The sequence below is a fragment of the Fibrella aquatilis genome (assembly GCF_017353255.1).
Lineage (GTDB): Bacteria > Bacteroidota > Bacteroidia > Cytophagales > Spirosomataceae > Fibrella > Fibrella aquatilis.
On sequence record NZ_JAFMYU010000011.1, the window covers coordinates 78,186 to 96,628 of the forward strand.

Annotated in this window: 12 protein-coding genes; 5 read left to right on the top strand and 7 right to left on the bottom strand. The window is 55.7% G+C overall.

The annotated features are described in order from the left end of the window. Positions 1-39: 39 nt before the first annotated feature. Positions 40-681: a MarR family winged helix-turn-helix transcriptional regulator gene (locus tag J2I48_RS14740; protein ID WP_207336234.1), complete on the bottom strand. Its 642-nt coding sequence runs from the start codon at positions 679-681 to the stop codon at positions 40-42. Positions 682-783: 102 nt separating this feature from the next. On the opposite strand from J2I48_RS14740, the gene J2I48_RS14745 reads away from it, so the two are divergent. Beyond that, on the top strand, positions 784-1,149 hold the full coding sequence (locus tag J2I48_RS14745; protein WP_207336235.1) for a VOC family protein: 366 nt from the start codon (positions 784-786) through the stop codon (positions 1,147-1,149). Here the strand turns inward: J2I48_RS14745 and J2I48_RS14750 are convergent. The 3 genes from J2I48_RS14750 to J2I48_RS14760 all read right to left on the bottom strand — a co-directional run bounded on the left by J2I48_RS14750 (position 1,135) and on the right by J2I48_RS14760 (position 6,858). Further along, positions 1,135-4,320 (bottom strand): efflux RND transporter permease subunit, encoded by a 3,186-nt coding sequence (locus J2I48_RS14750; protein WP_207336236.1) that lies wholly within the window; start codon positions 4,318-4,320, stop codon positions 1,135-1,137. The two genes, J2I48_RS14745 and J2I48_RS14750, sit on opposite strands and share 15 nt — an antisense overlap. Before the next feature lie 93 nt (positions 4,321-4,413). Beyond that, positions 4,414-5,514, bottom strand: coding sequence for an efflux RND transporter periplasmic adaptor subunit (locus J2I48_RS14755; RefSeq protein WP_207336237.1), 1,101 nt, complete (start codon positions 5,512-5,514; stop codon positions 4,414-4,416). A 6-nt stretch (positions 5,515-5,520) separates the two neighbouring features. After that, positions 5,521-6,858: a TolC family protein gene (locus J2I48_RS14760; RefSeq protein ID WP_207336238.1), complete on the bottom strand. Its 1,338-nt coding sequence runs from the start codon at positions 6,856-6,858 to the stop codon at positions 5,521-5,523. A gap of 206 nt (positions 6,859-7,064) precedes the next feature. On the opposite strand from J2I48_RS14760, the gene J2I48_RS14765 reads away from it, so the two are divergent. Further along, a complete protein-coding gene (locus J2I48_RS14765) occupies positions 7,065-9,140 on the top strand; it encodes a glycoside hydrolase family 97 protein (protein ID WP_207336239.1) in 2,076 nt (691 codons plus the stop codon). A 118-nt stretch (positions 9,141-9,258) separates the two neighbouring features. Here J2I48_RS14765 and J2I48_RS14770 read toward each other — a convergent pair whose 3' ends face one another. The 3 genes from J2I48_RS14770 to J2I48_RS14780 all read right to left on the bottom strand — a co-directional run bounded on the left by J2I48_RS14770 (position 9,259) and on the right by J2I48_RS14780 (position 14,299). After that, on the bottom strand, positions 9,259-11,934 hold the full coding sequence (locus J2I48_RS14770) for a T9SS type A sorting domain-containing protein (RefSeq protein ID WP_207336240.1): 2,676 nt from the start codon (positions 11,932-11,934) through the stop codon (positions 9,259-9,261). 89 nt (positions 11,935-12,023) lie between these two features. After that, on the bottom strand, positions 12,024-12,686 hold the full coding sequence (locus tag J2I48_RS14775) for a phosphatidylserine decarboxylase family protein (protein WP_207336241.1): 663 nt from the start codon (positions 12,684-12,686) through the stop codon (positions 12,024-12,026). Positions 12,687-13,024: 338 nt separating this feature from the next. Then, positions 13,025-14,299: a Glu/Leu/Phe/Val family dehydrogenase gene (locus J2I48_RS14780; protein WP_207336324.1), complete on the bottom strand. Its 1,275-nt coding sequence runs from the start codon at positions 14,297-14,299 to the stop codon at positions 13,025-13,027. A gap of 334 nt (positions 14,300-14,633) precedes the next feature. Here J2I48_RS14780 and J2I48_RS14785 point away from each other — a divergent pair, with 334 nt between their 5' ends. The 3 genes from J2I48_RS14785 (at position 14,634) to J2I48_RS14795 (ending at position 18,440) form a co-directional block, all read left to right on the top strand. Further along, positions 14,634-15,017, top strand: coding sequence for a TraR/DksA family transcriptional regulator (locus J2I48_RS14785; protein ID WP_207336242.1), 384 nt, complete (start codon positions 14,634-14,636; stop codon positions 15,015-15,017). Positions 15,018-15,042: 25 nt separating this feature from the next. Continuing rightward, entirely contained in the window at positions 15,043-15,819 is a 777-nt protein-coding gene (locus tag J2I48_RS14790; RefSeq protein ID WP_207336243.1) for a metallophosphoesterase, read from the top strand. Positions 15,820-15,884: 65 nt separating this feature from the next. Then, complete coding sequence (locus J2I48_RS14795; RefSeq protein ID WP_207336244.1) at positions 15,885-18,440, top strand: M14 family zinc carboxypeptidase; 2,556 nt, start codon at positions 15,885-15,887, stop codon at positions 18,438-18,440. The last annotated feature ends 3 nt before the right edge of the window (positions 18,441-18,443 follow it).

Here is an 18,443-nt window from a genome sequence, read left to right on the forward strand (position 1 = left end):
GGTAGTGAACTACACCTTGACAGCTGCTTATGAATGTGGTCAGGCTGGCGCCGCCGCCAGTAATTCCTGCTTGATCACGTCAAACGACTTGCCCTTGTGCGAAGGCCACAACTGGGCAAATTTGATCTCCACGCCCTTCAGCATGTGGATGCACAACCGCATGTCGTCATCCGATAAGTCGCTGAAAAACAGCCGTCCCAGTTCATCTGCCCGGTCGTAGCACCGTTGCAGCACCGCCGACCCGGCGGGTGTAAGCATCAGGCGTTTGGAGCGCTTATCGGCTGTGTTTTCGTATTCGGCCACGTAGCCCGCATGTTTCAACCGGTCAATAATGAGCAGGCCCGACGACAGCCGGGTGATGGTATGCGTGATCACGTCTGTTTTGCGAGGTTCCTGCAAGTGCGCAATGGCATTCAGAAACAGAAACTCGTCGACTTGTTTGATGCCCGTACCCTCGAAGGCGGCTTCGGCATAAGTGGTGTATATCCGGTCGATGCGGCTTAAGAGCTTGATCAGCAGCAGGTTCGTTTCTGATGGTACTATGCCGTCGGCAATGTCGCCCTGTGGCTTATTGTGCTGCTGTTCGAGTAGTTCATACCGATAAAAATCATCGAGGTTAGCCTGGGGGTTGCGGGCAGCAAACGCTGCCCATCGCGTCACGAGTTCGACCGTCTTATCCATTATATATCATAAATGGTGCAATCTATTAAATTTTAGAACAACCTTGATTTAATATCATTCGTGTTGTAGTTTTGACAAACAAACATCATAAATGATACAGTTATGGGACTGGTTGCCGTTAGTTTAGACAAGTTCGCCATCCACGTCAAGGACGTAGAGCAGTCAATGGCTTATTATAAGCGCATTCCGGGTGCTAAGTTAATCATGCATCAGCCCGGCCACATTGCCATTTTTCAATTGGGTAAAAACGAGCTAAACCTGGTCCGGCTCGACGTCATGCCGCCGTTTCACCTGGAGTTTGAGGTAGAGGAAGTTGATCAGCTCTACACCGATTTCCAGGCGCAGTCATTTCCTACGGATGGCCCGCCCGAAGATAAGCCTTGGGGTGAGCGCACGTTCTATTCAAAAGACCCGGATGGTAATCTGATGGAGTTTTCGCGCAGCAGACCCCCTCTACTTATCAGCTAGTTGCGGCTGGGGTTCTTCTTTCGGCTTGGCCCGCTTTTTCAGTTCTTCCAGCCCCTTCTTGCCGTAGGCTAGCCGCGTGATGCCGATGTAGAGGACGGGCACCACAAAAATAGCCAGCGAGGTGGCGGCCAGCATACCACCCAGCACCGTACGGCCAATAGTAGACCGCGCCACGCCGCCTGCCCCGGTGGCCAGCGCCAGCGGAATAACGCCCAGAATAAACGCCAGTGACGTCATCAGAATGGGTCGTAGCCGCAACCGGACGGCTTCGATGGTCGATTCGAGCAGGTCCTCGCCCCGGTCTACGCGCTCTTTGGCAAACTCCACAATCAGGATGGCATTTTTAGCGGCTAGGCCAATCAACGTAATCAGCCCAATCTGGGCGTAGACGTTGTTGCTCAGGTATGGGAAAAGCAGCAGCGCAATAATGGCACCCATAGCTCCCAACGGCACCGATAGCAGCACCGAAAACGGCACCGACCAGCTTTCGTAGAGCGCCGCCAGGAACAGAAAAACGAAGCCAATGCTCAGCATGAAAATATATACCGAACTGCTGCCCGCGTTGATCTCTTCGCGGCTTAGACCGGAGAAATCGTAGCTGTAGCCCGCCGGGAGCACTTTTGCCGCCACCTCGCGCAGGGCGTCGTTGGCCTGACTGCTGCTGTAACCAGGCTTGGCACCGCCATTCAATTCCACCGACCGAAACAGGTTGAAGTGCGAAATGAGCGGTGCGTTTTCAATTACGCTAGTCTTGATCACGTTGCTGATCGGGATCAACTGGCCGCTTGTATTACGCACATAGAACTGGTTCAGCGCGGTCAGGTCGGCGCGGTACATGGTGTCGGCCTGCTCCACCACGCGGAACTTGCGGCCGTAGATAATGAAGTCGTTTACGTACTGACTACCCAGGTACGTCTGCACCGTGCGGTAGACGTTGCTGACCGAAATGCCCAGCTTTTTGCATTTGTCGCGGTCCACATCGACGCGGTAGGCGGGGGCTTTGGCGGTGAAGTAGGAGAACACCCGGCCAATTTCGGGGCGCTTGGTTGCTTCGGCGATGAAGTTTTGCACTACCCCGTCGAAGGCCCGCACGTCATCATTCGTTTCGCGTTGCTGAATCTCGAACGTAAAGCCCGAACTCTGTCCCAAACCAGGAATGGCCGGGGGCTGCACTACCTGTATCCGGGCGTCGTTGAACGAGGCAAACGCCCGTTGCAGTTTACCCACCAGCGAGTCGGCCTGCATGCCTTTGCCGGTGCGTTCGTCCCAGGGTTTAAGCTGCATAAACACCGTACCGCTGTTCGATTTGGAGGCAAACGTAATGGCGTTCAGACCACCCAGTGCCGCATAGTGGTTCACATAAGGCTGACGTTTCAGGGTATCCATGATCCGGTTCAGTACCACCAGGCTGCGGGCGGTCGAGGCGGCTTCGGGAATTTCGTAGGTCACAATCAGCCGGCCTTCGTCTTCCGTTGGGATAAAGCCCGTGGGTTTGGCGCGGAACATCAGACCAGTGCCGACGTAGATGACAATTAATCCTACGATCACCAGCGGTGTAGCTTTGATAAGTCGCCCAACAGCATTGGAATAGCTATTGGTAACGCGCTCGAACCACTGGTTGAACTTGTAGAAAAACTTGTTCAGCCCCTTGGCGTTTTCGTCGATGTGCTGCGGTTTCAACAGCAGCGTACACAGGGCGGGCGTGAGCGACAGGGCCACAAACGCCGAGATCAGCACCGACACCGCAATGGTAATGGCGAACTGTTGATAGAGCCGCCCCACGATGCCCGGAATGAAGCCCACCGGCACGAATACCGCCGCCAGAATCAGCGCAATGGCAATAACAGGTGCCGAGATTTCGCGCATGGCTTCTACGGTCGCTTCCTTTGGATTCATGCCCTTGTCGATGTTGGCCTGCACGGCTTCGACCACCACAATGGCATCATCGACCACAATACCAATGGCCAACACGAAGGCAAAGAGTGTCAGCGTGTTAATAGTGAAACCAAGCGGGATAAAGAAGGCAAACGTGCCTACGATAGACACCGGAATGGCTAGCAGCGTAATGAGCGTGGCGCGCCAGCTTTGAAGGAACAAAAACACCACCAAGATCACCAGACCCAGGGCCTCCAGCAGCGTTTGTATCACCTCCGAGATAGAGACCTGAATGACAGATACTGACTCGAACGGCACCACGTAGTCTACGTCTTTGGGAAACGTCTTTTTCAGGTTGTCCATTGCTGCATATACCCCTTTGGCGGTGGCAAGGGCGTTGCTGCCGGGTAGCTGATACACCAGCAGGTAGGAGGCCCGTTTGCCGTCGACGAAGGAGTTGCTGGCGTAGGAGAATTTGCCCAGCTGCACCCGTGCTACGTCTTTCAGGTATACCAATGACCCCCGCGCCGGGTCGCTGCGGACCACAATTTTCTCAAATTCAGCTTCTTTGCTCAGGCGGCTGTTGGTGAAAACGGTGTACTCAAATGCCTGCGACGAAGGCTGCGGCGGCCCCCCCACTGACCCACCGGCCACCTGCAAATTCTGCTCCTGCAACGCTGCCGTTACCTCGTCGGCGGTCATGCCGAGCTGAGCAAGGCGGTCGGGCTTGAGCCAGATCCGCATACTGAAATCGTCGGCGCGGCTGAAAATATCGCCTACGCCTTTCACCCGCAGCAGGGCATCGCGGATGTAGATGTTGGCGTAGTTGTCCAGAAACGAGACGTTGTGGGTGCCTTTGGGTGAAAAAATGGCCACCAGCATAAACAGCGAGGGGTTTCGCTTCCGCACCGTCACACCCAGCCGGGTCACTTCTTCAGGCAGTTGGGGCGTGGCAATACCCACCCGGTTTTGCACGTCGAGGGCGGCAATGTTCACGTCGGTACCCACGTCGAAGGTCACGTTCATGCTCATCCGGCCATCGTTGGTGGCGTTGGTCTGCACGTAGCTCATGCCCGGCGTACCGTTCACCTGCGTTTCAATGGGCGTAGCCACGGTTTGCTCTACCGTCTGGGCATCGGCCCCGGTATAGCTGCTCGACACCTGCACCACCGGCGGCGTAATGTCGGGATACTGACTAACGGGTAGCGTGAGCAAGGCCAGCACCCCCAAGGCCACAATGACAATGGAGGCCACAATGGCCGTTACGGGGCGATTTATGAATATCTCTGCGAACATGATTTGGGGGGAGGAAGGGAGGAAAGGGAGAAAGGAGGAAAGGGCTACGTTAGCAGATCCTTTCCTCCTTTCTCCCTTTCCTCCCTTCCTCCTTCATTTAATAGTTGCCTTCACCCGGCCTCCTTCTTTGATTTTCTGTGTGCCTTCGGTAACGACGACCTCGCCTTCGTTGAGGCCGCTTTTGACAACCACATTGGCGTTAATGCGCTGGCCGAGCACTACTTTCTTCTGCGTCACTTTGCTGCTGTCGCCCACCACAAACACGAAGTATTCGCTCATCTGCTCGGTCACGGCCTGGTAGGGGATCATGAGTTGCGGGGCGTTGGTGCTGGCTTTCACGCGGAGGTTACCGTTTTGGCCTACTTTCAATAGCCGGTCGGGGTTGGGGAAAGCGATCCTGACGCGAAGGGTGCCCGTTTGGGGGTCAACCGCCCGGTCTATGATGCGGAGTGTACCGGGGTATTTGTAGCGGGTGCCGTCGGCCATCATCAGCGTGAACGTAGAATCTTGCGCCGCGTTCTTCTTGTTTTGCAGGGTCACAAACCGCGCAACGCCCGACTCATCGACCTGGATATCAACCGCAATGGGGTTGTCGGCCGAGACGGTATTGAGCGGGGGAGAGCCCGGTGCTACCGCCGCCCCCAACCGTACCTGCGAGATGCCGATGGTGCCGTCGAGGGGGGCGTAGATGGTGGTGTATTTCAGATTGGTGCTCACCGCCCGGATGTTGGCCTGCGCCGCCTGTACCTGCATCTGCGCCGACTCCAGCGTGGCCGTGGCGTTGTCGACCACCTGCCGGGCAATGGCGTCCTGCTTAGCCAGGGTATTGTAGCGGTCGGCGTCTTTCTGGGCGCGGTTGAGGTTAGCTTTCTGCACGTTCAGGTTCGCAATAGCCTGATCGACCCCGGCCTTATATTGCTGAGCATCAATGGTATAGAGCTTTTGCCCTTTTTTCACGCGCTGCCCATCCTGAAAGAAAATGCCGGTGATGTTGCCCGCTACCTGCGGCTGAATCTCCACGTCGAGCAGGGCCGTTACCGTGGCCGGGAAGGCATCGTAATACGTGGCATTGCCCTTTGTTACCTTCACGGCCGTTACGGGGGTAGGCGGGGGAGCCTGCTGCTTTTGCTCGTCTTTTTTGCCGCCACAGGCCGAGAGCAGCACCAGGCCGACGAGAAGTGTATATGGTTTCATAACGTATTAGAATCGAATAACACCCAGGGCACGCTCCACGTCCAACTTGCTGACAAGCAACTGGTTGAGTGATGCAAACAGGTTGAACCGGGCCGTGCGCAGGTCAGACTCGGCAATGGTCACGTCGAGGTATGTTTTTATGCCCGACCGGTATTGGAGATTGATAATGCGGTATACGTCCTGCGCCAGCGTCAGGTTTTCCTGAAGGGCCTGATAGTTGGCCAGATTGCCTTTATAAGCCGCCAGCGCCTGTGCATACTCCGCGTCGACGGCACTGTTCAGAGCGGAAATATCCCACTGCAATCGCTTCACCTGTAGCTCGGCAATGCGCGTTTGCTGAATCCGGCGACCACCCTGAAAAATGGGCAAGGCAACAGCCAGCCCCACCAGCGAGTTGGGATAGCTCTGCCCATACAATTGCGGGAATATGTTGTTCTGATACAGGATATTGTAGTTGCCGTAGGCGTTTACGGTGGGCAGGTAGGCCCAGCGGGCGTAGCGTAAGTTCGCGTCAAGCAGCCGTCCCTGAGTTTGCAACAACTGGTATTCAATACGGTTACGGGGATCAACCAGCAGCGTGGTATCCAGCCGGGCTTCGTTGGTCAGTTGCAGGGTGTCGTAGGTCAGGTTGAGCGATGCATTGGGCGGGTAACCCATCAACTGTTTGAGTGTCTGGTATTTAGCACCTACCAAATCCTGATATTGCTTGCGCTGGGCGCGGGTGTTATTCAAGGCAATTTTAGCCCGTTGTGGGTCGGTCCTGTCCACAATGCCACTCTGATATTGGTTGGTGGCATCCTGAAAGCTACGCTCCTGCCGCACAATATCTTCGGCCAGCACGTCGACCTGTCGCTGGGTAAGGATGACATCATAAAATGCCTTGCTGACGTTGACAACTACTTCAATCTTATTACTGCTCGTTACCTGGCTAGCCTGGGTGCGGTAGGCATCTGCCGTACGGTTGGCAAGCAGCAGGTCGCGGCTGAAAATGCTCTGCGTTACCGACAGTGAGGCCGTCGACGTGTTGGATGCCCCAAGCGGCACCGCCCGGCGCTCGCCCGTGGTGGCATCGGGAATAAGGGTGACGGGCAGCTTCAGGAAGTGGATCAGGTTGTAGCCCGCGTTGAGTTGCGGTAACCAGCCTGCCAACGCCGCCCGGATGTTGCGGTCGGCAATTTCCTGATCAATAGCCGACTGCCGCACCACGGGCTGGTTGCCCAGCGCATACTGGATGCAGTCGGCCAGATAAGCCTGTTTCGTTATTACTTCGGGCGCTTTTTGTGCAAATGACCTGCCCACCAGCCCGCAGAGGAGCCAGCAGATTAATAACCATACATTTTTCATAACGTGGCGTTGGTAACAGCACACAGTCGACATATAGTCAACAGTGTTTACCATCTTACAACTCGACAGGATTACCCTTTTGTTCACGATTCAAAAAAATGACGAGAACAGTAACAAATAGTTGTTGCATAAAAACAACTGCACCTTATCTTTCGTAACAGAATAAGTCTATAATATCTGTTAATCGTCTAGTAATCAGCGCATTTATGATTCGTTTGTTCTTACTCTTTCTATTGCTCAATTTTTCTTCACTGAGTGCGTTTACTCAACGGCTTCTGCGTATTCAGTCGCCCAATAACGCCATTGGCCTCACGGTTCAGCATCTGCCCGGTGGTGGTATGCAGTATGCCGTTAGCTACAAAGGCAAGCCCGTGATTGCGCCGTCGGGGTTGGGGTTTGTGTTGAGTAAGCCCGCTGTTTTGCTTACCCAGTTTACCGTTACGGCTGTTGATTCGTCGCGCACCGACGAGACTTGGAAACCGGTTTGGGGCGAGGTGAGTCAGATCCGAAACCAGTACACCGAACTGATACTGACATTGCGGGATAAGGGCAAGTCGGGCATCGTGATGCGGGTGCGTTTTCGGGTGTATGACGACGGCCTGGGTTTCCGTTATGAATTTCCAAAACAGGGCGCTCTCAACCACGTTGTTGTGGCCGACGAGCGCACCCAATTCAGGCTCACCGCCGACCACCAGACGTTCTGGATTCCCGGCGATTATGATTCCAATGAGTACCTGTATAACGCTACCAAACTAACCGCCGTAAACGCCGTAGCGGCAGCAGTCAAAGAAAAAGACATTGCCCTGAAAACAGTGATTGGCCCCAATGCGGTGCAGTCGCCGCTATTGATGAAAACGGGCAGTGGCTTGTATATCAGCTTGTTCGAGGCTGCTGTGGTCAATTATCCGGTCATGCATCTGCAACTCGACAAGAAAACCCTGACGCTCACCAGTCAGCTCGTGCCCGATGCCGTGGGCAACAAAGCCTACCTGCAAACGCCGGCCAATACGCCTTGGCGCACGATGTTGGTGAGCGACAAAGCAATAGATTTGCTGACTTCGAAAATGATCCTGAACCTCAACGAACCGCTGGCCATTGCGGACCCGTCGTGGATAAAGCCGCAGAAATTTGTGGGTATGTGGTGGGAAATGCACGTGAACAAGGCCACCTGGCAACTCACGGGCGGCAAACACGGGGCCAACACCCAGAACGTGAAAAAATACATCGACTTCGCCGCCAAATACGGCTTCGACGGGGTGCTGGTAGAAGGCTGGAACGTGGGTTGGGAAGACTGGTTCGGCAACTGGAAAGAAGAGGTGTTCGACTTTGTAACGCCCTACCCCGACTATGACATTGACGCGCTGACGGACTACGCCCAGAAAAAAGGAGTGCGGCTCATTATGCACCACGAAACGTCGGGGTCAGTCACGAACTACGAACGCCGGATGGACGCCGCCTTTAGCTTTATGGTGAAGGAGAAAATCAACACCGTGAAAACGGGCTATGTAGGCCGGATTATTCCGCGCGGCGAACACCACGACGGGCAGTGGATGGTGAATCACTTTGAGCGGGTGGCCCAAAAAGCGGCGCAGTACAAACTCATGGTCGATTCGCACGAGTCGTCGCGACCCACGGGCAGGCACCGGACCTACCCCAACTGGATGGCGAGTGAGGCGGCGCGAGGCAGCGAATTCAACAACGCCCCCACGCTGGGTATCACGCCCGAACACACCACAATTTTGCCCTTCACCCGGATGCTGGGTGGCCCCATGGACTTCACGCCCGGCCTGTTTCACATGCGCCTTAATCAGTTCGACAACAGCCGGACTACGCGGGTACGGACTACGCTGGCGAAGCAGCTGGCGCTCTACGTCACCATCTACAGCCCCCTGCAAATGGCCGCCGACCTGCCCGAAAACTATGAGCAGCACCTCGACGCCTTCCAGTTCATCCGCGACGTGCCCGTTGACTGGGACGACACAAAAGTCATCGCCGCCGAACCCGGCGACTATATCCTGATGGCCCGCAAAGGCAAAGGCACCAACAATTGGTTTGCCGGGGCCATCACCGACGAGAACGCCCGCGACCTGACTTTACCGCTTGCGTTTCTTGACCAAAACGCCACTTACGAAGCCACGATCTACCGCGACGCCCCCACCGCCGACTGGGACACCAACCCCGAATCGTATGTGATTGAAAAAAAGACCGTTACGGCCAAAGACGTACTAAAAATTCACCTCGCCAAAGGCGGCGGCTGCGCGATTCGACTAGTGAAAGAGTGAATGGTGACGGTCCGGCGTCCCGGAAAGCGAAAGAGTGTTTGCTGTATCGCAAATCCTTGCCGCACCGGCGGACCGGTCAGCCGGAGTGCCGGACCGTCACCATTCACTCTTTCGCCATTTATTCCACCAGCACCCGCTCCGTTGCCTTCCGCGCCCCGTCGGTAGCCTGCAATGTGTAGCTGCCGATAGGTAGGTGGGGTACGTCTAGCTCAATAGCGTTGACACCCTTGCGCAGGCTGCGACTGATGGTGCGTACGGCCCGGCCGCTGGCGTCGGTCAGCGTAAGCAAGACAGGCAGGTCATCGTCGGGGCTGGTGAGTTCGGCGTGGATGGTGCCGTGGGTGGGGTTGGGCGACACACTTATGTACAGGCCGCGGGGGTCTATCGTGACGGCTTCGGTTTTGGAAAAGGCCACGCTGCCATCGCGGTCGGTCATTTTCAGGCGGTAATAGAGTGTACCGGCGGAGGGTAGCTCGGTATCGTTCACGGCGTAGTCGGCGGGGCCGGTGGTGGTGCCGGTGGGCTGGATAACGGCCCGGTCGTTGAAATTGCGACCGTCGGCAGCGCGTTGCACGGTATAGCTGCTGAGGTCTTTTTCAGCAGCAGCCCGCCAGCTTAGCTGCACCCGGTCAGGCCCGCCTTTGGCCCGGAAACTCACCAGCGTTACGGGCAGCGCAATCAGCGGATTGGTGCCGCGCACCCATACCGAATAGCTTTTGGCTGGCAGGTCGATATAGATGCGGCTCTGCCCATCGACCACTGCCGTGGGGAAAGCCGAGTTGCCCAGAATATCGGTGAACGTGGTGCCGGTGGTGATGCCGTTCTGAATAGCAATGGCGTGGTCTACCTGCATCCGGGTGGTGCCGAAATTGATGGCCACAATCACGTCTTTGCCCCCCGCGCTGCCTGTGGCGTTGAGTTGGTAGAGCAGCAGTTTCGTATAGTCCGATCCGTTGATGAAGTTGTTGGGTGCGCCAGGGCCGTTATTTAGCCCGCCATAGTGGTTCAGGTACGCCACACTCTGCGACCCGTTGATGTACGTTTTCAGCACTTTTATGAGCCGGTCTATTTCGGCCTGATGACCCGCCCGGTCGGTGGCATTGTCGGGGTGCCAGCCAAAGCCCACCGTCTCACCATTATAGACCGTGTTTTGGGCCGGGTAGCCGTAATAATCGGGATAAAACACCAGTGGAATGCCTAACTGATTGTTTGTCAGTAAGTAAGCATAGGCCAGGTTCCGGTTTTTGTTGGCCAGGGCGTTGTTCTGCGCGCGGTTGGTTTCTTCGCGGAAATCGTGGTTGTTCAAAAATGTGACGATGTTGAACCCACTCACGCCTTTGCCATTTTTCAGGCCCGTAAAAATCACCTGCCGGGGCGATTCACTCCGGTCTAGTGCACCTTTGAGGGCCGCCCGCAGGGAGAAATCGAACACTTTCACGTTGAACCCGCTCACGCCCTTGCTGCTCAGGCTGCTCTGCACGGCATCGACCCAGCCCTTTAGCTCGTCGAGGTTTTCGCCGTACCATTCGCCTACCACCAGGTTCGGCGTTTTGCCCCGCGCAATCATCTGCTGAATCATATGAGCCATAAACTCCGGCTCGAAATGCTTCACCGCGTCGCAGCGCAGGCCGTGCGATTGCAGGTAATCATAGGTCCACTCGGTCCAGTCTACCAGCGTGCTGCGGGTGTTGGGGCGGTTGTGGTCGTAGTCATAGAAATAGTCCAGGCTCTGCATGGAATACTCCGGCCCCAGACACGTTGTCTGCGACCAGCCCGCCTGACTGCTACCATCGAAATTGGGTCGGAAGCCATCCCAGTGCAATGATCCCTGTCCGCTGGGCATAGCCGAAAAATCGGTATAAGTCTGAAAGTCAAGCTTGTAGCCTGTGCCGAATGGGTCTAGGTAGTTGGCGGTTTCAACGGGTGCAATAGGTCCGGCCCCGTCGGCGTCGTAGGTGATGCTGATGGGCAGGTGGTCGGAGTATTCCGAGTTGTAGTTGATGGCCTGGATAAAAAGCCGGTCGCCACCCACCGTAAACTGACTGGCGCTGAGCGTAAAGGTGTAGTCGTCAACGTCGCCGTCGCTGTTGATCTTGGTCAGGTAATTCCGGCCCAGTTCAACGCTATAGGGGTTAGCCGGATCAGTCGTCAAATCAACCACGGCGGGATTTACCGGACTCCACCGCGACCCGCCAACTACATTGGTCGTGACGTAGAACATGTATTGCGCTCCGTTGAAGATGCTTCCCTTCGACCGCATTCGGATTGTGTACGTACCCACTCCCAGGCCCGTGCTACCACCAATAGGCATCACCAGTTGCACCCGGTCAGACGGAAATGGCCGTTTGAAGCCACAGGAAGGGTTATTGCCGCTGGCGAAGGTGGTCATGTAGTCTTTCACCGCCGGGTTGCTTTCGGGGGCACCCCCGTCGCGGTGGTTGTAGACCATATCAGCCACGGGCGTAATGCCCCGCGTAGCCATCTCATCGACCATCGCCTTCAGTTGCAGCTTAGTACCGGCCGAGGTTACGGTATTGTCGGGGCCGATGTATAGGTCACGCGGGTCGTAGCCACCAGAGCGGGCACCGTTGCCGGCAAAGGGCGGATACCATATGTGCGTAAAACCGGCCTGCGCCAGAGCAGCGGCTTTCAGTCGGAGCGTGTCGGCCCAGATTCGACCTTGCGGTGGTTTGGGAAAATCCCAGTAGAACCCCTGAAGCATAACCTGCTGCGCCCGAAGAGTAGAGGCGCTGAGAATAAGGGTAGTAACGAAGAGTAGTAAACGACGTATCAAGGTCAGTATAGGTTAATTTGAACACAAAATTGCATAAAAAAACGACTGGCTTTCGACCAGTCGTTCAGGAAATGATTTGGGTTTCAGTATTAGGCCAACTCGGCCACCACGGTTACGCCACCCTTGGTTTTCTCACCCATTTTCACATTTATCTTGGCATCAAGGGGGAGGTATAGGTCTACGCGTGAGCCGAATTTGATGAAGCCCATCTCGTCGGTTTGCTTCACGCTTTCGCCCTCTTTCACGTACCACACAATGCGGCGGGCCAGCGCGCCGGCAATCTGCCGCATCAGCACTTCCACGCCGTTAGGTTGCTGGATCACCACCGTAGTCCGCTCATTGTCGGTACTCGATTTTGGGTGCCAGGCTACCAGGTATTTGCCCGGGTAATACCGGAAGTAACTCACCACACCCGACAGTGGGTTTCGGTTGACGTGCACGTTCAGCGGCGACATGAAGATGGACACCTGCCGACGCTTGTCTTTAAAATATTCGCCTTCTTCGGTCTCTTCAATCACCACCACAGTGCCGTCGGCGGGGGCAATGACCTGCTTTTCATGCAGGGTTAGCGCCCGGGCCGGAATGCGGAAAAACTGCACGACCAGGATGAACAGGGCTATACTAACGATAGCCAGTAACCACATGGCGGTGCTGTTTTCACGGAACAGAAAGTAATAGGCAAGTCCATTCAGGGCCAGCAAAGCCAGTCCTGTACCCAGCATTATTGTAGTTCCTTCGCGGTGTAGGCGCATAGTTAGTAAGGGATTGAAACGACAAAACTAAGGCAGAATAGAGGAGGAACAACCCTGCCTGCGGCCAAATTCAGCCGTGCCAGCTTCGCCGACAGCGTCGGCTCTCACACAAAACGCGTTGTGGCCCGTAAAGGTTAATCCTGAAACACGGCGGCCAGATCGACGGTGAAATCAGGAAATACCCGCGACACTAACATGTCTTCGTCGGTAAGCGGGTGCAGAACAAGCAAACAAGACAAATTTTGGACAGGATTACGGGATTAGCAGGATTTTCTTGTTTTCTCTAAATAGAGAGAAGAAATCCTGCTAATCCCGTAATCCTGTCCAAAACGTTGTCCTTAATACCCACCCCGGAATTTATACGTGCTGGCTACTTTTTCGATGGCCACAATGTAGGCCGCCAGGCGCATGGGCACTTTGTGTTTCTGCGATGTCTCGAACACCCGGTCGAAGGCGTCTTTCATCACGCGGTCAGCGCGGCGGTTTACCCGGTCCAGCGTCCATTTGTAGCCGATACGGTTTTGTACCCACTCGAAATACGATACCGTTACTCCCCCGGCGTTGGCCAGAATGTCGGGGACGACCATGATACCCTTGCTGTTGATGACTTCGTCGGCAGAAGCCGAGGTGGGGCCATTGGCACCCTCCACAATCATCTTGGCCTGGATTGTGTGGGCGTTTTCGTCGGTGATAACGTCTTCTTTAGCGGCAGGCACCAACACGTCCACGGCCAGGGCCAGTAGTTCTTCATTGGTGATCTTTTCGGCACCCGTAAAGCCCTCCAGCGTGCCTTTGTTAGCATTACGGTAGTTGAGCGCCGCCGTAATATCGATACCCCGGTCGTTATAATATCCCCCCGAAATATCGCTGACGGCGTTGACCGTAACGCCCCGCTCGTGGAGGAGTTCGGCGGCAAACGAGCCTACGTTGCCAAAGCCCTGCACGGCGGCAGAGGTCCGGTAGGGGTTCATGCGGAGTTTGTCCATGGCGCTCAAGGCGGCCACGGTCACGCCCCGGCCCGTAGCCTCTGTACGACCTAGTGAACCACCCAGTACCAGGGGTTTGCCGGTTACTACGCCGTTGACAGTCATGCCTTTCGCTTTTGAATATTCATCAACGATCCAGGCCATTTCGCGCGGGCCAGTGCCCATGTCGGGGGCCGGAATGTCGCGGTCGGGGCCAAACACGTCGAGCATCTGCACGGTGTAGGCGCGAATGAGCCGTTCAATTTCGCCCGCCGACATCTCGCGGGGGTTGCAGGCAATACCGCCCTTGGCACCGCCATAGGGAATATCAACGACGGCGCATTTCCAGGTCATCCAGGCCGCTAGCGCGCGCACCTCATCGAGGTGTACGGCGGGGTCGAGGCGGATGCCGCCTTTAGATGGACCCAGGATGTTGGAATGGATTACGCGATACCCTTCAAAGACCCGGATCGAGCCGTTGTCCATCGTGACAGGCAGGCCTACAATCACTTGCCGGGCGGGTACTTTCAAAATATCGTACATCTCATCGGTGATGCCTACCAGTTTGGCGGCGGCGTCGAAGCGCGACATCATCGATTGGAGCGGGTTCTCTTTGTCTTTTATAGGAGCTGGTTCAATGTATGCCATTGCCATAATAAAGTGTCAGATGCAGGAGAGTTTGCTGCTGAAGTGCGCAAACATAACACACATCTAACGGATAAAGATAAAAGCCTATTTTATCTGAGAATCGTGTAAAAAAATAGCGACATAGATTCTACGCTATTTTAGTGGATAGGCCATATAGAACGTAGGTAAGGGCGCTTATGTCAAAATTTTGGTTCGTTAATAAGCATATAGGCGGTTAAATAAATTTTGTCCAAAAAGAGCCTGTGGCTGAGCTGTATTGGGCGATAGCGATTCGGTTTGTATTTTTGTTGTACCATACTGTAACAGGCTAACCAACCTCAATCAATACCAGACCATGCTTCAGGAAGAGAAAAAGCGTTATTCGGAAGACGACTTAAAAGAATTTGAGGTGCTGATCTCGCAGAAGCTTGAAGCCACCCGTAGCGAACTGAACTACATTAAAGAGGCCCTAAGCAAGCGCAACGACAGCGGCACCGATAACACATCGGGCAATTCGAAACTGCTGGAAGATGGTGCCGACACCAGCGAACGCGAGAACCTGAGTCAGTTGGCCGCCCGCCTGCAAAAGTTTACTAACCAATTAGAGCTGGCTCTGGTACGCATCAAAAACGGTACCTACGGCATCTGCATCGACTCAGGTAAGCTGATCCCCAAAGAACGCCTCCGCGCCGTGCCCCACACGCAGCAAACCATCGAAGCCAAGCTGAAAAGGGCTTAGATGAGGTCTAAACGTTGAACCCAATTTGACCATTCAATACGTTTCCGATCTTCATCTGGAGATGAAGAGCAATGCCCTATACATTCAGGACAACCCGATCATACCCGCCGGGGACGTGTTGATTTTGGGTGGTGACATTACCAGCCTGAGCTACGCCACGACGCGGAAACTGGAGAAGGATTTCTTCAAAAAACTGTCCACGCAGTTTGCGCAGGTGTATTGGTTTCCCGGCAACCATGAGTTTTACAACAGCCGCGACGCCAGCCTCCTCGACGCACCCCTGCGCGAGGAACTGCACAAAAATGTCTGGCTGGTCAACAACGTAGCCATTACCCACGGCCCGGCCCGGTTGCTGTTGAGCACCCTCTGGACCGAAATAGACCAACTGAACGAACGCGCCGTTGGTTTTGGAATGCTTGATTTTCAAGTGATTACCTACCGAGGAAAGCGCATTACACCTGCCGTGTATACCCGCGAACTGCACCGCCCGTCGCTGGCTTTTCTACGCACTGAACTGGCTAAACCTCACGACGGCCCCACCGTGGTGGCCACGCACCACCTGCCCTCGTTGCAGTGTGTCCATCCACGACACAAAGGCAGTTCGCTGCAACAGGGCTTCGCCAATGACCTCGACGATCTGATCTGGGACGCTCAACCCGATTATTGGCTTTACGGTCATAGTCACGGCAATCGCCCGCCCTTCCAGATAGGCAAGACGCAGCTGCTCAGTAATATGCTGGGCTATGTGGGTGATTATGCCGAACAGGATGGGTATATGAATCCGGCGACATTAGTGCTGTAAGTAGGCCTCAATTCTGCCAGCAAGCCCCTTTTTCTGCATCTTCGTAGCGCACAAACCAATACGCTATGAGATTCTGCTCGTTACTACGGCTGCTTACCTTGTTCGCTTCGTTTACGGCCTCGGCGCAGGTGGCCGATAGTTATTACCTGCCTCAGACAGTCCAATTCAATGCCGCCATTCCCACACCCCGGCAGCATCTGGGCTACCAAGTGGGCGAATGGCACGTCTCGCACGACCAGCTTGTGGGCTACATGCGGCGGCTTGACGAACTCTCGGACCGGATTACGCTGGTGGAATATGGCCGTACGCACGAGAAACGGCCCCTGTTGCTGCTCACCATATCGTCGCCGCAAAACCAGCAGAACATTGACCGTCTAAAGGCCGAACATGTGGCCCTGACTGACCCAACGCGGTCGGGTTCGATGGACGTGACGAAAATGCCCGCCGTGGTCTGGATGAGCTATTCGGTACACGGCAACGAAGCCAGCGGCACCAATGCGGCCTTGCTGGCGGCATATTACCTGGCCGCTGCACAAGGACCGGCTATCGACTCGCTGCTGAACGAAAGCATTATCCTGTTCGACCCGTGCATCAACCCCGACGGCGGCAACCGCTTTGCCAGTTGGGTCAATACGCACCGGAGCCAGAACCTGGTGACCGATCCCAGCAGCCGCGAGTTTAGCGAGGCGTGGCCGGGTGGACGTACCAACCACTACTGGTTCGACCTGAACCGCGACTACCTCTACCAACAACACCCCGAGAGTCAGGGCCGAATGGTGAAATTCCACGAATGGAAGCCTAACCTACTCACCGACCACCACGAGATGGGCACCAACGGTACATTCTTTTTCCAGCCCGGCGTACCCACCCGCGTGCATCCGCTCACGCCCAAACGCAACATCGACCTCACCACGCGCTTTGGGCAGTTTCAGGCCGAGGGGTTGCAGGCCATCGGGTCGGCTTATTACACGCAGGAGAGCTACGACGATTTTTATTACGGCAAAGGCTCTACCTACCCCGACGTGAACGGCGCGGTGGGCATTCTGTTCGAGCAGGCTAGTTCGCGGGGGCACGCCCAGGAAAGCAGCAACGGCCTGCTTACGTTTCCGTTCACGATTCGCAACCAGTTTACGGCCACGCTCTCAACCCTGCGGGCGGCGCGAGCCATGCGCACAGACCTGCTCAATTTCCAGCGCGACCATTTCAAAGAGGTCAATCAGGATGCCGTAAAAGCATACGTTTTTGGCGGCTCGAACGACCGGGTACGGACCTGGGAGATGGTGAATATCCTGCGCCGGAATCAGGTAACGGTGTATGAATTAGCTAAGGATGAGGCAGTTGATGGTAAAACCTACACAAGAGGCAACGCTTACGTCGTGCCGCTGAGTCAGCCGCAGCACCGCCTCATCCGGGGAATGTTCGAGAAGAGGACCACGTTTCAGGACAGCCTCTTCTACGACATTTCGGCCTGGTCTATGCCGCACTGTTTCAACATGCCCTATGCCGAAGTGAAGGCACCCGTGGCCTTGGGCGCAAGAGTAGATGCCAACGCGTTTCCGAAGGGACAGGTGACGGGCAGCAGCAACTACGCCTACCTATTCACTTGGGATAGCTACTTTGCCCCCCGCGCTGCGGGTGAACTCATGCGCAAAGGCTACCGCCTAAAATCGGCCAGCCAGCAATTTGCAGCGCAGTTGCCGGGCCAAAATAACCCCACGAAATTCGATTATGGCACCGTGCAGGTTATTGCCAACGGGCAGGACCCAGCGCAGCTACGCACCCTGCTGACTACCCTGGCTGAGCGCGACGGGGTCGATTTTTACGCCGCCGGGTCGGGCATGACGCCGGAGGGTATTGACCTGGGCAGCGACAATTTCAAGAATATGCGCCAACCAAAGCCGCTGCTGGTGGTGGGCACCGGCGTAAACAGCACCGACGCGGGCGAGATCTGGCACCTGCTCGATACGCGGGTGAATATTCCGTTATCGACCGTGGATATGGCGCAGATGGGGCGTGTGAATCTGGATAAATACAATGTGCTGATCCTGGTTAGCGGCGACTACGGCAACCTGCCCACCGACAAAATCAGGCAGTGGGTGCAAAACGGCGGCACTCTCGTTACCATGACCGACGCCGTGAAATGGGCCAGCGACAACCGCCTTTCGACGGCCAAACTCCGCCGCGTTCCCGCCGACACCGTGGGCACCCGCCCCTACGCCGACTATGAACGCTACACAGGCGCGAAGGCTATCAGCGGCACCATTTTCCAGACCAGAGCCGACCTGACGCACCCGCTGCTCTACGGCTATAAAGACGAGATGCTGTCGGTGTTTAAAGACAATAACGTGTTTCTGGAAAAGGGTAAAGACCCCTTCGGCGCGCCACTCTGGTACACGCCCAAGCCCCTCATCAGCGGCTACGTGGCGGCCCCCAACGAACGCTTCATCCGCGACACGCCCGCCATCATTGTCAACAATTTCGGCGCGGGCAAGGTGATTGCCATGGCCGACAACCCCAACTTCCGCGCATTCTGGTACGGCACCAACAAGCTGTTTCTCAACGCGTTATTTTTCGGTAATCAGATTGGCTCCTACGGTCGGGGCGTATCAGAAGAGAATTAGGGA